This window comes from Micromonospora humidisoli, assembly GCF_016900955.1.
In the GTDB taxonomy this organism is placed as follows: Bacteria; Actinomycetota; Actinomycetes; order Mycobacteriales; family Micromonosporaceae; genus Micromonospora; species Micromonospora wenchangensis.
Genome location: NZ_JAFEUO010000002.1, coordinates 961,345 through 976,451, shown reverse-complemented (window position 1 = coordinate 976,451; position 15,107 = coordinate 961,345). Strand labels below are relative to the sequence as shown.

At 73.1% G+C, this 15,107-nt stretch carries 14 protein-coding genes; 7 read left to right on the top strand and 7 right to left on the bottom strand.

The window, feature by feature from the left end; all coding sequences use genetic code 11:
- Positions 1–72 precede the first annotated feature (72 nt).
- Positions 73–267, top strand: a complete 195-nt coding sequence (locus JQN84_RS09905; protein ID WP_239484988.1) for an ATP-binding cassette domain-containing protein — start codon at positions 73–75, stop codon at positions 265–267.
- A 37-nt stretch (positions 268–304) separates the two neighbouring features.
- Positions 305–889 (top strand): TetR/AcrR family transcriptional regulator, encoded by a 585-nt coding sequence (locus tag JQN84_RS09900; RefSeq protein ID WP_204958024.1) that lies wholly within the window; start codon positions 305–307, stop codon positions 887–889.
- 60 nt (positions 890–949) lie between these two features.
- Here JQN84_RS09900 and JQN84_RS09895 read toward each other — a convergent pair whose 3' ends face one another.
- From JQN84_RS09895 to JQN84_RS09885, 3 genes are all read right to left on the bottom strand, one after another.
- Positions 950–1,207, bottom strand: a complete 258-nt coding sequence (locus tag JQN84_RS09895) for a hypothetical protein (protein ID WP_204958023.1) — start codon at positions 1,205–1,207, stop codon at positions 950–952.
- A gap of 165 nt (positions 1,208–1,372) precedes the next feature.
- Positions 1,373–2,308: a methylmalonyl Co-A mutase-associated GTPase MeaB gene (gene meaB, locus JQN84_RS09890; RefSeq protein ID WP_239485213.1), complete on the bottom strand. Its 936-nt coding sequence runs from the start codon at positions 2,306–2,308 to the stop codon at positions 1,373–1,375.
- A gap of 173 nt (positions 2,309–2,481) precedes the next feature.
- Entirely contained in the window at positions 2,482–3,675 is a 1,194-nt protein-coding gene (locus JQN84_RS09885; protein WP_204958021.1) for an acetyl-CoA C-acetyltransferase, read from the bottom strand.
- Between the two features lie 64 nt (positions 3,676–3,739).
- Between JQN84_RS09885 and mce the strand changes: the two genes are divergently transcribed.
- The 4 genes from mce to JQN84_RS09865 all read left to right on the top strand — a co-directional run bounded on the left by mce (position 3,740) and on the right by JQN84_RS09865 (position 9,722).
- Positions 3,740–4,216, top strand: coding sequence for a methylmalonyl-CoA epimerase (mce, locus tag JQN84_RS09880; RefSeq protein ID WP_204958020.1), 477 nt, complete (start codon positions 3,740–3,742; stop codon positions 4,214–4,216).
- 377 nt (positions 4,217–4,593) lie between these two features.
- Complete coding sequence (locus JQN84_RS09875) at positions 4,594–5,859, top strand: DivIVA domain-containing protein (RefSeq protein WP_088642764.1); 1,266 nt, start codon at positions 4,594–4,596, stop codon at positions 5,857–5,859.
- 177 nt (positions 5,860–6,036) lie between these two features.
- On the top strand, positions 6,037–8,244 hold the full coding sequence (locus tag JQN84_RS09870) for a coiled-coil domain-containing protein (RefSeq protein WP_204958019.1): 2,208 nt from the start codon (positions 6,037–6,039) through the stop codon (positions 8,242–8,244).
- Positions 8,245–8,633: 389 nt separating this feature from the next.
- On the top strand, positions 8,634–9,722 hold the full coding sequence (locus tag JQN84_RS09865; RefSeq protein ID WP_204958222.1) for an AI-2E family transporter: 1,089 nt from the start codon (positions 8,634–8,636) through the stop codon (positions 9,720–9,722).
- A gap of 16 nt (positions 9,723–9,738) precedes the next feature.
- Here the strand turns inward: JQN84_RS09865 and JQN84_RS09860 are convergent, their stop codons facing one another.
- The 4 genes from JQN84_RS09860 to JQN84_RS09845 all read right to left on the bottom strand — a co-directional run bounded on the left by JQN84_RS09860 (position 9,739) and on the right by JQN84_RS09845 (position 13,399).
- Complete coding sequence (locus JQN84_RS09860; protein ID WP_204958018.1) at positions 9,739–10,539, bottom strand: alpha/beta hydrolase; 801 nt, start codon at positions 10,537–10,539, stop codon at positions 9,739–9,741.
- Between the two features lie 154 nt (positions 10,540–10,693).
- Positions 10,694–11,020 (bottom strand): Rv1322 family protein, encoded by a 327-nt coding sequence (locus JQN84_RS09855; protein WP_281894711.1) that lies wholly within the window; start codon positions 11,018–11,020, stop codon positions 10,694–10,696.
- 58 nt (positions 11,021–11,078) lie between these two features.
- The gene (locus JQN84_RS09850; RefSeq protein ID WP_204958017.1) at positions 11,079–12,833 is read right to left on the bottom strand and encodes a 3-hydroxyacyl-CoA dehydrogenase family protein; all 1,755 of its coding nucleotides are present in this window, start codon (positions 12,831–12,833) and stop codon (positions 11,079–11,081) included.
- A 98-nt stretch (positions 12,834–12,931) separates the two neighbouring features.
- Positions 12,932–13,399 (bottom strand): FHA domain-containing protein, encoded by a 468-nt coding sequence (locus JQN84_RS09845; RefSeq protein WP_204958016.1) that lies wholly within the window; start codon positions 13,397–13,399, stop codon positions 12,932–12,934.
- 192 nt (positions 13,400–13,591) lie between these two features.
- On the opposite strand from JQN84_RS09845, the gene JQN84_RS09840 reads away from it, so the two are divergent.
- Entirely contained in the window at positions 13,592–15,091 is a 1,500-nt protein-coding gene (locus tag JQN84_RS09840) for an aldehyde dehydrogenase family protein (RefSeq protein ID WP_204958015.1), read from the top strand.
- Positions 15,092–15,107 lie beyond the last annotated feature (16 nt).

The following is a 15,107-nucleotide window of genomic DNA, read 5'->3' as shown; positions in this document are numbered from 1 at the left end:
CTTGATCAACTGACGCAAACCTCTTGATCACCGGGGCAGGCGAGGGGCAGGACGGGTGGCGAACGCCAACGGGTGGGCATCGCCGGCGCCCTGGTCACCAACCCCCGGCTGCTGGTCGACGAGCCCACCGCCGCGCTGGACCGGGTACGCAGCCACGAGGTCGTCGAACTGCTCGCCCGGGAGGCCCGGGAGCGCCGTGTCGCGACCGTCATGGTCACCCACGACCAGGACGTCCGCAGGACTGCGACACGGTTACGAGATGATTGACGGGAAGCTCACGCCAGCCTGACCGAAGGATCCGCCGGTGCCGAAGATCCAGGCAGCCACCGTCGCCGAGCACCGTGCCCGGCAACGCGCGGCGATCCTGGACGCCGCCCGGTCGATCCTCGCCGAGGGTGGGTCGCAAGCGCCGAGCCTGGCCGCGGTCGCCGCGCGGACAGGCCTGGCGCGGCCGAGCGTCTACCAGTACTTCAAATCCCGTACCGATCTGCTCGACGCGGTCATCGTGGACCTGCTCCCCCGCTGGTCGACGTACGTGACGCAGCGGATGCGCCGGGCCGCCACCCCCGGCGACCGGGTCCTCGCCTACGTGGCGGCCAACCTCCGCCTGGTCGCCAAGGGCGAGCACCCGGTCTTTCGCGGACTGTCGGCGAGCGCCTCCCCGGAAGCGCTCGCCGAACCCAGCCGTCGGCTCCACGAACAGCTACGCGCTCCGCTCGTCGAGGCCCTCGCCGAACACGGCGCACCCGACCCGGCCGGCACCGCCGAACTCATCCAGGCGATCGTCTACACCGCCTCCCACATGATCGAAAGCGGTGTCGGGGAGGCCAAGGCCCGTTCGCTCGCGCGCGGGCTGCTGGAGCCGTACCTGCGGCAACCGACCGGCTGACCACACACCACCGGCGGCCAGCAGAATGGCCGTCCCCATTGCGCGCGGGCGCGGTGCCGATCAGGTGTAGAGAACCAGGTGCCAGTGCGGGTTGTGGCTGGCGGAATAGTTGCAGGCGTAGTCGTGGTACCGCGAATTCGGCAGCTCGACCGCATTGCTGCCGGCCTGGTAACAGGAGGTGCTGTTGGTGAACCAACCGCCGCTCACCGAGCCTGCGCTCGCGGCGGCCGTCGTCGTCGCCAACGTCAGCGACACCGCGCCGACGACGAGCGCGCCGGAGACGCCGAGCCGGGTGGCTATTGTTCCGATCCTGGTCACGGTATTCCTTCCCTTCCTCGGTTCGGAGACCGCGCCCCGGCCGGCAGAATGCGCCCGGGCCCGAGATCAGTTTCGCAGTTCCTGTATACACGCGTACATCACGGCATTCAAGAGCAGCAATACGCCGCCCGAAAGGGGCAGGTGGTGTCCGGCCCGCAGGCCCGGTCAGGAGCTGATCTGGGCCAACAGCTCGTCCGCCGCCGCGTACGGGTCCAGCGCCCCCTCGGCCACCTTCGCGGCGAGCGTCGGCAGCTCCGTACCGTCGCGCAGGGAACCGATCCGGGCGCGCAGGGTGCCCAGCGCGATCGCCTCGATCTCGGCGGCGGCCCGCTTCTCCCGGCGGCGGCGCAGCTCGTCGTGCTGCTCCAGCCAGGCCCGGTGCTTGTCGATCGCGGCGGCGATGTCGTCGATCCCCTCGCCGCGTGCGGCGACCGACCGGACCACCTGCGGACGCCACTGCCCCGGCCCGCGCTCGCCCAGCGCGATCATGCCCTGGATGTCGCGGACGGTGTTGTCCGCGCCGTCCCGGTCCGCCTTGTTGACCACGAAGACGTCGGCGATCTCCAGGATGCCGGCCTTGACCGCCTGGATCGCGTCACCCATGCCGGGGGCGAGCAGCACCAGCGTGGTGTCGGCGAGCGACGCCACCTCCACCTCGGCCTGGCCGACCCCGACGGTCTCCACCAGCACCACGTCGCAACCGGCGCCCTCCAGCACCCGGACCGCCTGCGGGGTCGCCGCCGACAGCCCGCCGAGATGGCCCCGGCTGGACATCGACCTGATGTAGACGCCCGGGTCGGTGGCGTGATCCTGCATCCGGACCCGGTCGCCGAGGATCGCCCCGCCGGTGAACGGGCTGGACGGGTCGATGGCCAGCACCCCGACCCGGTGCCCGCCCGCCCGCAACGCCCGTACCAGCTCGTTGGTGGTGGTCGACTTGCCCACCCCCGGAGAGCCGGTCAACCCGACCACCTGGGCCTGCCCGGCGTACGGCGCGAGCGCCGCCGCCACCTGCGGCAGCACCTCGTCGCCGGACTCGACCAGGGTGATCAGCCGGGCCACCGCCCGGGCGTCACCCTCGCGCGCCCGGCTCACCAGCATCGGTACGTCCCGACTGCGACGAACCGGGACAGCGGTCGGGGCGGGGGCGTTCTCGACAGTCACTGGGCCACCTTCGCTCACGACTGCGGGGCTCGCAAACCCCGCTCACTCCTCGCGCTCGTCACCGCGCCACCTTCGCTCACGACCGCGGGGCTCGCCAACCCGGCCGGCGGTCAGTCCTGGACGTCGGTCGGCACGTGGATGATCAGGGCGTCGCCCTGACCTCCGCCGCCGCAGAGCGCCGCCGCGCCGGTTCCGCCGCCGCGCCGCTTCAGCTCCAACGCGAGGGTGAGCACCAGCCGGGCACCGGACATGCCGATCGGGTGGCCGAGCGCGATGGCGCCGCCGTTGACGTTGATCTTGTCGGCACCGACCCCGAGGTCCCGCGCGGACTGGATGCCGACCTGGGCGAACGCCTCGTTGATCTCGATGAGGTCGAGGTCGTCGATGCTCAGGCCGCCCTTCTTCAGGGCGTGCTGGATGGCGTTGGACGGCTGCGAGTGCAGGGAGTTGTCCGGGCCCGCCACGTTGCCGTGCGCGCCGACCTCGGCCAGCCAGGCCAGGCCCAGCTCGTTCGCCTTGGCCTTGCTCATCACCACCACGGCCGCCGCGCCGTCCGAGATCGGCGACGAGGTGCCGGCGGTGATCGTGCCGTCCTTGGTGAACGCGGGACGCAGCTTGGCCAGCGACTCGGCGGTGGTGTCCGGCCGGATGCCCTCGTCCTCGCTGATCACCAGCGGGTCGCCCTTGCGCTGCGGGATGACCACCGGGGTGATCTCGTCGGCGAAGTGGCCGTTCTTCTGGGCGGCGGCGGCCCGCTGGTGGCTGGTCGCCGCGAACGCGTCCTGCTCCTCGCGGGTGATGCCGTGCCGTACGCCGAGCCGCTCGGTGGACTCGCCCATCGAGCAGCAGTCCCAGGCGTCGCTGAGCCCGTCGTGGGCCATGTGGTCCTTGACCGTCACGTCGCCGTACTTGTAGCCGGCGCGCTGGCCGAGCAGCAGGTGCGGGGCGTTGGTCATCGACTCCATGCCACCGGCCACCACGATGTCGAACTCGCCGGCCCGGATGAGCTGGTCGGCCAGGGCGATCGCGTCCAGGCCGGAGAGGCACACCTTGTTGATGCTCAGCGCCGGCACCGACATCGGGATGCCGGCCTCCACCGCCGCCTGCCGGGCCGGGATCTGCCCGGTGCCGGCCTGGAGCACCTGCCCCATGATCACGTACTGCACCTGGTCCGGGGCGACCCCGGCGCGCTCCAGCGCCGCCTTGATCGCGATGCCGCCGAGCTTCGTCGCGGGGAGGTCCTTCAGGTTGCCCAGCAGCCGGCCCATCGGGGTCCGCGCGCCGCTGACGATGACCGATGCCACTGTCTGCCTCCGAGGGGGGGTACCGAGCTGTACGCCTTAACGGCTGTTCGGCCAGACTAGCGGCATGGCTGAGAACTCCCCCGTCGAGCCCGCTGCCGACTGCGTCACAGACATCGGGCTGCGCCGTATCGATCACGTCGGGGTCGCGGTGGCCGACCTGGACGCCGCGATCGACTTCTATCAGCGCACCTTCGGGATGCGCTGCATTCACGAGGAGACCAACACCGAGCAGGGCGTACGCGAGGCGATGATGGCGGTCGGCCCGACCGCCGAGGGCGGCTGCGTGCAGCTGCTCGCCCCGTTGTCGCCGGAGTCGACCATCGCCAAGTTCCTCGACCGTAACGGCCCCGGACTGCAACAGCTCGCCTACACCGTCGCCGACATCGACGCCGCCTGCGCGACGCTGCGCGACCGTGGCGTACGGCTGCTCTACGACACCCCGAAGCGCGGCACCGCCAACTCCCGGGTCAACTTCGTCCACCCCAAGGCCGCCGGCGGCGTCCTCATCGAACTCGTCCAACCCGCCGACACCCCCCACTGAGGTTCCCCCCTCCCCCGCCCCGCCCCTCCGTGTTGATCAAGAGGTTTGCGTCATCTTGATCTCCAGACCTGACGCAAACCTCTTGATCACCGGGGCAGAGCGGTCCGGGGTGGGGCGGTCCGGGGTAGGGCGGTTCGGGGTGGGGGTGGCTTTTCGTGGGGTGGGGGCATTGTGCGGGGGTGCCATTGCGGGGTTGGCGGGGAAAAGGTCGGGCGCTGCCGGGATAGCGGGCGGTAGCGGCGGCGGGGCCGCCCGGACCAGCCAAGATCGCCGTTTGGTGTCGGCCGCCGGTACGACCCGGTGGACCATGTAAAGAGGACACGAAAGCTCGGCACCGCTCTTGCGAACGACCCCGGGGGGTCTGCAAGTATGTCCCAATGCCCCAGCAGCAGTCCTCCCCTCTCGCGTTCTTCGATAACGCGAACTCGCAGCCCGACTTCACGGTGGGCCTGCGCGGCTACAACACCCACCAGGTCGATGACTTCCTCGGCCGGATGACAGCCGCGCTGACCCAGTCGGAGCAGGCCCGCGCCGAGGCCGAGCAGCGGATGAACGACGCCCAGCGTCGGCTCCGCCAGGCCGAGCAGCGGCAGGCCGCGCTTGAGCAGAAGCTCACCGACACCAACAAGCAGCTCGAGGAGAACAGCCGGCCGACCCTGTCGGGTCTCGGCACCCGGGTCGAGCAGATCCTCCGGCTGGCCGAGGAACAGGCCAACGACCACCGCAACGAGGCCAAGCGCGAGTCGGAAGGGATCCTCTCCGCTGCCCGGCTGGAGGCGCGGGAGATCACCGACAAGGCGCGCGCCGAGGCCGCCGCGATGAAGGCCACCGCCGAGCGGGAGGCCGGCACCGTCCGCACCGCCGCCGAGCGGGAGGCCGCCGAGGCCCGGGTGCAGGCCCGTCGGGAGGCCGACACGCTGCGCGCCGACGCCGACCGGGAGACCAAGCAGCTGCGTACGGTCACCGCGCACGAGGTGGCCGAGCTGAAGTCCACCGTCGAGCGGGAGGTCGCAACCCTGCGCGCCACCGCCGAGCGGGAGATCACCCAGCAGCGGGCGAAGGCCGCGCGGGAGGCCGAGGAGAAGCGCGCCGAGGCGACCAAGCTGCTCACCGACGCCCGCGACAAGCGGGACAAGGACCTCCAGGCGCTGGAGCTGCAGCTCGCCGAGCGGCGGGAGAAGGCCGAGCGCGAGGAGTCGGAGCGGCACGCCGCCCAGGTGGCGCAGACCCAGAAGCTGGTCGGCGAGGCCGAGCAGCGGGCGCGGGCCGCCCAGGAGCGGGCCAAGGAGATCGAGCAGCGCGCCGAGGCCCGCCGGGTCGAGTCCGAGCGCACCGCCAACGACACCGTCGACAAGGCCAAGGCGTTGGCCGAGAAGACCCTCAACGAGGCCAAGGCCGAGGCGAAGCGGCTGCTCACCGAGGCGCGCACCGAGGCCGACCTGACCACCCAGGCGGCCCGCCGCGAGGTGGAGGACCTCACCCGCCAGAAGGACGCGGTCACCTCGCAGCTCGGCCAGATGCTCTCCGGCCTGGCCGGGATCGTGCCTGGTGTGCCGGCCCAGCAGCAGGCCGCCGCGCCGGCCAAGGCGGAGCCGGCGAAGGCCGACGCCGAGTCCCGGGCGACCGCGGAGACCGCCAGCTGACCGAACGCATCGACGGGGCATGAGTCGCGGCGCGGAGGGACACCGGATGACCGGTGCACCCCCGCGCCGCGCCCGTTCCCGCCCTGTGACACCCTGTCGCGGGACAGCACTGAAACAGCTCCCCACAGCGGCGTCCGTATCGCCCCCGGAGGGCCGGATGCGTGTGAGGATGGGGGCATGTCGCACGGCGAGGAACTGTTCGCTCTCGGCGGGGATGTGACCACGGAGCCCAGCTTCGAGTCCGCTCTGCGGGGATACGACAAACGACAGGTCGACCGGTACGTCGCTCGTGCGGAGCACGAGATCGCCACGCTGACGGGTGAGCGGGAACAGGCGTACACCCAGATCCACAAGTTGGCCGGTCAGGTCGAGCACCTGCAGCGGGATCTCGCCCAGGTGCGCAAGCAGGTCGGGGTGGTGGACCGGGCGTCCTTCAAGCACCTCGGCCCCCGGGTCGAGCAGATCCTCGCTCTCGCCGAGGAGCAGGCTGACGCGATCCTGGTCGCCGCCAACGAGGAGATCGAGGCCCGTCGGGCCGCCGCCGAGCACATCATCGACGAGGCCCGTGAGCAGGCTGCCCGGGCGCTCAAGGACTTCGAGATCGCACTCGCCGCCCGGCGTGCCGAGGAGGAACGGCACACCACGGCCCGCAAGGCCGAGGCGGACGCCGCCGTGCGTACCGCCAAGCAGGAGGCCGCCCGGCTGCGCAGCACCGCCAAGGACGAGGCGACCCTGCTGCGCGCCACCGCCGAGGACGAGTCCAACCGGTTGCGGACCGCCGCCCAGGAGGCCCTGAACCGGGCCCAGCAGGAGGCCACCCAGCTCCGTGACACCGCCAAGGAGATCCACGCCCGGGCCCAGCAGGAGGCCACCAAGCTCCGCGAGATGGCGAAGGCGGCGCTGGCCAAGGCCCAGAAGGAGGCCACCGACCTGCGCGAGGCCGCCAAGGAGGTGCATCTCAAGGCGCAGCAGGAGGCCCGGCGGCTCGTCGATTCGGCGACGGAGACCAGCCGTGCCACCCACGCCAAGGCGCTCCAGCAGGCCAAGCAGGTCACCGACGACGCCGACGGCGCGGCCAAGGCAACCCGGGAACGCGCCCGGCAGGAGGCGCAGCGGCTGACCACCGAGGCGACCGAGGCGGCCCAGCGCAGCCGGGCCGAGGCCGAGGCGTACGTGCAGCGGATGCGCACCGAAACCGAGGCGTACGTGCAGCAGTCCCGCGCCCAGACGCAGCAGGAGCTGGGGGCCTGGCGCGCGGGGGTGGAGCAGGAGGTCAACGGCCGGCGGGAGGCCGCCGACCGGGAGCTGGCCCAGCGCCGGGCCGCCGCCGAGCAGGAGTTCGCCAAGCGCCGCGACGAGCTGGACCGCAAGCACCAGGCCCGGCACGACGAGCTGGAACAGCAGCACGGCACCCGGCAGGCCGAGCTGGAGCGGGAGTGGGCCGCCCGGCGGGACGAGATCGAGCAGGGGGCGGCCGAGATCCGCCGGGCCGCCGAGGCGGACGCGGCGACGCTACGCCGCACCGCCGAGCAGGAGACCGCCGAGTTGCGGCGGCGGGTGGAGCAGGAGACCACCGAGCTGATCGACCGGGTCGAGCGGGAGACCGCCGAGAAGCGTCGCCAGGCCGACGAGCACGTCGCCGCCTCCCGTCGGCAGTTCGACGAGTACGCGGCCACCACCCAGCAGCACCTCGCCACCACCCAGCAGCACCTCGCCGCCACCCAGCAGGAGGCGGCGGCCGGCCGGCAGCAGCTCGCCCGGGTGATGTTGGAGATCGCCCAGGCCCAGCAGCAGCTCGCCGACCTGCGTCAGGAGACCTGGCAGGCGCGGCAGGAGCACGACGAGTTGCAGCGGGACGTCACCGCCCTGCGGGCGGGCGCCGCGACGCCGGTGGGCGTCGACGCGGTGCTGCCGTCCCCGGACGGCGACCGGCCGGGGACGGGTCCGCTCGGCAACGGCGGGAAGCCGAAGCCGACGCGCACCGCCGACACCCCGGCACCGCAGCCGGTGGGCTCCGCACCGGCCGGCGGCGGTAAGGCCCCCGCCGGCAGCGACGCCGGGAAGGAACCGGCCGTCGCCGGTACGGGCTCGGTCGTGGCCGTCACCAGGCCGGCCGGCGGTCCCGCCACCAACGGTACGAAGCCGACCGGCGGTACGGACGGTGCCGCGAAGCCGAAGGCCGAGCCGGTGACCACGGTGGACGGCGGAACGGCCAGCGCCGGGGTGGACGGCGAGCCGACGGTCGCCGCGGTTCCCGGCACCGCCGGCCGGGACGCCACTCCGACGAAGATCACCAGTACCGGCGAGAACGGCAAGCGGCCCAGCAAGCCGACCACCGATGAGCGCAGCGCCAAGCCGAGCACGGTGACCGTCGAGTCCGAGTGACCACCGGCTCCGATTGACCCCGGCGGGGTGCCCCGGGTGGCCGGCGGGGCACCCACCCCACTACCCTGCGGGCAGGAGCCCGTACGGTAGGTGGTCGCCGGGTGGGTCGGCTGATCCGCTCCGGTCTGCCATGCCGAGGGCGGAACTGGGGAGGTTCGGTGGCACAGCACGGCCCGGCCCGCGACGACGCGACCCGGGACAGCGCCCCTGCGGGCGTACCGACGGCCCGGACCGGGGCGGAACCGGTGACGGCCCGCTCCGAGCCGCCGCCCGGCACGACCGGAGTGCGCACCACCGGGGCAGAGCCCGCCACGCGCGGAGAGCCCGCCGCATCGATCGGCCGGGCCACCGACGCCCCCACCACGGTGCCGGACGTACCTGCCCACGACGTGCCGGGGGACGGCTCCGCCGGGTCGGTCGCCACCGGCTCGGGGCGGTTCGGTCGACCCGGGCGGCCACTGCGCCGCAGCAGTTTCCTGGTCGGTTTCACCGGGGCCCTCGGCGTGCTGCTGGCGTACACCGTGTTCCTGGGGATCCGCAATGCCGGCGGCATCCTGGTCCTGGTGGTAATCGCGCTCTTCCTGGCGGTGGGGCTCAACCCGGCGGTGGTGCGGCTGCGCCGCTGGGGGTTGCCGCACGGGCTGGCGGTGACGGTGGTGGCGCTGACCCTGGTGCTGCTGATCGTCGCCGGGCTGGTGGCGCTGGTGCCGCCGGTGGTGACCCAGACCGGGCAGTTCATCGACCAGCTCCCCAGCTACGTCGAGGAGCTGCGCCGCAACCGCACCGTCAACGACCTGGTGGTCCGCTACGACGTGATGCAGCGCGTGCAGGCGCTGGCGAACGCGGACACCGTGGGCCGGGCGCTCGGCGGGGTCCTCGGCGGCGCACAGTTGATCTTCGGAACCATCTTCCGGGTGCTCACCGTGCTGGTGTTGACGATCTACTTCCTCGCCTACTTCGACCGGCTGCGCGACCTCGGGTACGCGTTGGTGCCGAGGTCACGTCGGCAGCGGGTCAGCCTGATCGGCGACGAGATCCTCACCAAGGTCGGCGCGTACATGGTGGGGGCGCTGAGCATCGCGGTGCTGGCCGGCGCGACCAGCTTCGTCTTCGCCCTGGTCGTCGGGCTGCCCTACCCGTTCGCGCTGGCCGTGGTGGTGGCGGTGACCGACCTGATCCCGCAGATCGGGGCCACCCTCGGCGCGGTGGTCGTCAGCCTGGTCGGCTTCGCCACCGCGCTGCCGATCGGCATCGCCTGCGCGGTCTTCTTCGTGCTCTACCAGCAGGTGGAGAACTACCTCATCTATCCGAAGATCATGCGGCGGTCAGTGGAGGTCAACGAGGTGGCCGCGCTGCTCGCCGCCCTGCTCGGGGTGGCGCTGATGGGGGTGGTCGGCGCGCTGATCGCCATCCCGGTCGTCGCCGCCCTCCAGCTCATCCTGCGCGAGGTGGTGCTCCCCCGCCAGGACCGCCGCTGAGCCGACCGGAAGGCGCTCAGTCGGCGGCGGGCCCCGGCACGGGGGTGTCGGCGAAGGCGGCCACCGTCCGGTCGGCGTACGCGCTGACGTCGCCGGTCTCCATCGGGCCGTCCCAGCTGGTCGGCAGCGGCAGTGGTACTGCCGGGTTCACCAGCCTGACGATCTCGTCGAGCACCCGTTCGGCGTCGCCCACCCACAAGTGCTTGGCCCCGGGCACGCCGACGACCTCGGCCTGCGGCACCGCCGCGAAGCGTTGCCGGGCCTCGTCGGGGCGCAGGTAGTCGTCGAACTCGGGCACCAGCGCGGTCAGCGGCCGGCCCGACTCCGCCCAGACGGCCAGGTCCCCAGGATTCGAGAAACGCAACGGCGGGGAGAGCAGGATCGCCCCGGCCACCGCCGGGTCGCAGCCGTACTTGAGGGTCAGGTCGGTGCCGAACGACCAGCCCACCAGCCAGATGTTCGGCAGCTCGTGGAACTCGGCGTACTCGATCGCGGCGGCGACGTCGAAGCGCTCGCCCACCGCGTTGTCGAAGGCCCCCTCGCTGGTGCCCCGGACGCTGCTGGTGCCCCGGGTATTGAACCGGAGCACCGCCAGGTCGGCCAGGGCGGGCAGCCGCCAGGCCGCCTTGCGGAAGACGTGGCTGTCCATCATCCCGCCGTGGGTGGGCAGCGGGTGCAGACAGACCAGGGTGCCCGCCGGGTCCCGGTCGGCCGGGCGGGCCAGCTCGCCGACGAGCCGCAGCCCGTCGGCGGTGTGCAGCTCGATGTCCTCCCGGTGGCCGGGCAGGATCGACGACGCGCGGATCGGTGTGCTCACCGCCCCAGTCTGCCGCGACGTCGGCGCGGACGCGCGCCCGGGGCGCAACCGGGGTGACCCGGATCGCCCGACCAGCCGACCGCCAGGGACCCCGACCACCAGGGACCCGGATCGCCAGGGACCCGGATCACCAGGAACTCCGCGCGCGGACCGGTCAGCCGTAACGGGGAGCGCCCCGGCCGCGCAGCAGGTTCGGTCCCCGCCGGTCCCGGGCCCGCCAGCAGCCGTTGTGCCAGTGCCGCCGGTCGGTGAGGTCGCCCGCGCCGTCGGCCGGCCAGGCCACCAGGTGCGCCACCCCGGGTCGGATCTCCTGGTCACACCCGGGGCAGCGGTACGTCTTGACGGACGCCCCGCCGCTGATTCCGCGTACCTGCCACTCGCCGTCGCGCCACTGCTGCACGGACTCCACGCCGTGCCGGGCCCGTTCGGCGTCCAACGGACCGGTGTCCTCACGGCGGGGACGGTTGCGACGGGGGCTCACCGTGCCAAGGTTACGGTCAGCCCGGCGTCCCGGCGGGGTGAGGTCGATCGCCCCGGATTCAGCGTCCGGTGTGCTCGCGGAACCCCCGGCCGGCGGTGACCAGGTGCTCCAGCAGCGGCGCGGGAGCCAGGCCCGGTTCGCGCGATTCCCGGTACAGCGCCCGCTGCACGGCCAGCGTCACGTCGAGGCCGATCGCGTCGAGCAGCGCGAAGGGGCCCGTCGGGTAGCCGCAGCCGAGGGTCATCGCGTGGTCGATGCCGTCGGCGGTGGCGTACCCGGCCTCCAGCATCCGCACCGCGTCGTTGAGGTACGGGAAGAGCAGCGCGTCGACCACGAAGCCGGCCCGGTCGCCGCAGACCAGCGTGGTCCGGCCGAGGGCGGCGCAGACCGCGCGGGCGGTGGCAGTGGCCTCCGGCGAGGTCCGCACGGTGGTCACCACCTCGACCAGCGTGCGGGCCCGCACCGGGGCGCAGAAGTGCAGGCCGAGCACGTCGGCGGGACGGCGGGTGGCCATCGCCAGCTCGATCACCGGCAGCGTGGAGGTGGTGGTGGCGAGCAGCACGCCCGGCTTGCAGACCTCGTCGAGGCGGGCGAAAAGCGTCCGGGTGGTGTCCAGATCTCCCGCCGTCGCCTCGACCACCAGGTCGACGTCGGTGAGTTGCTCCAGCGCGTCCGCCCAGGTGATCCGGGCCAGCGCGGCGTCCCGGCCGGCCGGGTCGGGATCGTCCCGGGTGACGCCCTCGTCGAGCCCGGCCCGGACCGCTTCGGCGGTCCCGGCGGGCCCATCCGCGCCCACGGCGACCACCTGGTGGCCGGCGGCGGCGAACACCGCGGCGAGATCGGCCGCCGTGGTCCCCGAGCCGACGACACCGACCCTGGTCACGGCCGTGCTGGCCGGCGCGGCGGCGGCGGTCGGGGTCGACGCGTCGGGTACGACCTTCGCCGAGCCCGGCTTGTCGTACGTGTAGAAGCCGTGTCCGGTCTTGCGGCCGAGCAGCCCCGCGGTGACCATCTGCCGGATCAGCGGCGTCGGGGCGTGCCGGCGGTTGCGCCCGCCGTGCCGGTACATGGTGTTCAGGATCTCGTACGCGGTGTCGAGGCCGATCAGGTCCAGCAGGGCGAGCGGGCCCATCGGCAGGCCGCAGCCGAGGGTCATCGCCGCGTCGAGGTCCTCACGGGTGACGTAGCGGGCCTCGAACAGGCCCACCGCCTGGTTGAGGTAGCCGAACAGCAGGGCGTTGGCGATGAACCCGGCCCGGTCGCCGATCGTCACGCCGACCTTGCCGAGCCGGGCACAGAGCGCCTCGGCGTCGTCGACCACGTCGGCGGCGGTGACCACGGTACGGACGACCTCGACCAGCTTCATCACCGGTGCCGGGTTGAAGAAGTGCAGGCCGACGACCTGGTGGGGACGGCCGGTGGCGACGGCGATGTCGGTGACGCTCAGCGAGGAGGTGTTGGTGGCGAGGATGGCGTCGGGCCGGCAGATCCGGTCCAGCTCGGTGAAGATCCGCCGCTTGAGGTCGAGTCGCTCGGGGACCGCCTCGACAACCAGGTCCACCGCGTGCAGCGCGTCCAGCCCGACCTGGAAGTCGACCCGGGCGTGCAGGGCGTCCCGGTCGGCAGCGGCCAGCTTGCCCCGCGCCACCGCCCGGTCGGTCGACCGGGCGAGGGTGGCCCGGCCCCGGGCCAGGGCGTCCGGGGAGATCTCCACCGCGACGACGTCGACGCCGTTGCGGGCGAACACCTCGACGATGCCGGCACCCATGGTGCCCAGACCCACCACGCCCACCCTGGTGAACTCCCGCGCCACGACCGGCCTCCCCTGGTTGATTCCGCCGCTGCCGGCATGAACGAACGCTAAGGTTATCCGCCGGGACCGGCGCGGGGGAGGTCGGTCCCGGATCCGCCTCAGGCGTCGACGCCGCTGGGTGCGGGGACCGGGGCGGCCGGCAGGGCGTCGGCGGGGCCCGGGGCGCGCGACGGCAGGGGCAGGGTGGGCCGGTGGTCCCGACGACCGACGGACCCCCCGGCGAAGCGCAGGCCGACCGGGTCGGTGGTGGCCAGTCCGGGGTCGAAGTAGCGCAGTTCGGTACGGCCGAGCCGGATCACGTCGCCGTCGGTGAGCGGCTCGGCGTCGGCGATCCGCCGGTCGTTGAGCCAGGTGCCGTTCGTCGATCCCAGGTCGACCAGGATCACCCCGTCGTCGGTCAGCCGCACCTCGGCGTGTCGCCGGCTCAGGTGCGCGTCGGCGACCGCGATGTCGGCGGTCGGCGCCCGGCCGATCACCTGCGGCTGGGGCCGGACGCGGAAGCTAGCCCCGCGCATCGGGCCAGCGGCCACCGTCAGCAGTGGCATCAGTTCCGGATGATCCTGCATGGACAGTCAGCTCCCCACCCACCGTCGCCCCGCGGTCAGCCTGCCAGCTCCGCGTAACCAGCTCACCACCCGCCCGGCCATCTCCGCGACCCCTGCCGGCCATCCGGTGTCCACCGAACAGGCGGCGACGGAGCGATAGCTGAGCGGTGTTCACAACTACCAGCGGGTAGCCTCCGGGGCTAGACTGCCGCCATGACGGCTGTGCAGGTCCCGGGGGTCCCGGTCATCTCCGCCGGTCGGCTGGTCTCGACGAGCCCGGCCACCGGCGACGAGGCCGGCAGCGTGCCGGTCGCCACCGCCGAGGAGGTCGGCCACGCGGTCGCCCGCGCCCGCACGGCCGGGCAGTGGTGGGCCGGGCTCGGCTTCACCGGTCGCCGGGCCCGGTTGCTGCACTGGCGGGCCCTGCTCGCCCGGCGGGTCGAGGAGTTGGCCGAGCTGATCCACGTCGAGGGCGGCAAGCCCGTCGGGGACGCCGTCGTCGAGGTACTCACCGCCATCGAGCACATCGACTGGGCGGCCCGCAACGCCCGCCGGGTGCTGGGGCCCCGCCGGGTCCGCTCCCGGCTGATCCTCGCCGAGTTCTCCGGCCACCTCGAATACCAGCCGCACGGCGTGGTCGGGGTGATCGGCCCGTGGAACTACCCGGTCTTCACCCCGGTCGGATCCGCCGCCTACGCGCTGGCCGCCGGCAACGCGGTGGTCCTCAAGCCCAGCGAGTACACCCCGGTCGTCGGCCAGTGGCTGGTCGACGCGTTCGCCGAGGTGGTGCCGGAGCAACCGGTCTTCACCGCGGTGCACGGCCTCGGCGACGTCGGCGCGGCGCTGTGCCGCTCGGGCGTCGACAAGGTGGCGTTCACCGGCTCCACGGCCACCGCCCGCCGGGTCATGGCCGCCTGCGCCGAGTCGCTGACCCCGGTGCTGCTGGAGGCCGGCGGCAAGGACGCGATGATCGTGGACGCCGACGCCGACCTGGACGCCGCCGCCGAGGCGTGCGTCTGGGGCGCGCTCACCAACGCCGGCCAGACCTGCATCGGCATCGAACGGGTCTACGCGGTGGCACCGGTCTACGACGAGTTCGTCGGCAAGGTGGTCGCCCGCGCCGAACGGCTGACCGTCGGCGCGGACTCCGCCGACCTCGGCCCGATCACCATGCCGGGCCAGCTCGACGTGATCCGCCGGCACATCGACGAGGCCATCGCCGCCGGGGGGCGGGCCGTGGTGGGTGGTCCCGCCGCCGTCCAGCCGCCGTACGTGCACCCGACCGTGCTGGTCGACGTCCCCGACTCCGCGTCGGCGATCCGCGAGGAGACCTTCGGCCCGACCGTGACCATCACCCGGGTCGCCGACGCCGACGAGGCCGTACGCCGCGCCAACGCCCTGCCGTACGGCCTGGGGGGTTCGGTGTTCGGTAGGCGCGACGCGGTGGCGATCGCCCGGCGGCTGCGCTCGGGCATGGCGTCGGTCAACTCGGCGCTCACCTTCGCCGGCATGTCCACGCTGCCGTTCGGCGGGGTGGGTGACTCGGGCTTCGGCCGGATCCACGGTGAGGACGGGCTGCGCGAGTTCGGCCGGGCCAAGTCGGTCACCAGGCGACGGGCCCGTTCGCTGCTGCCCGCGATGACCTTCGAGCGGACCCCGGCCGACGTGGCTCGGATCGTCAAGGTCACCAAGGCCCTGTACGGCCGCCGCTGACCCCGCCCGTAGGCGC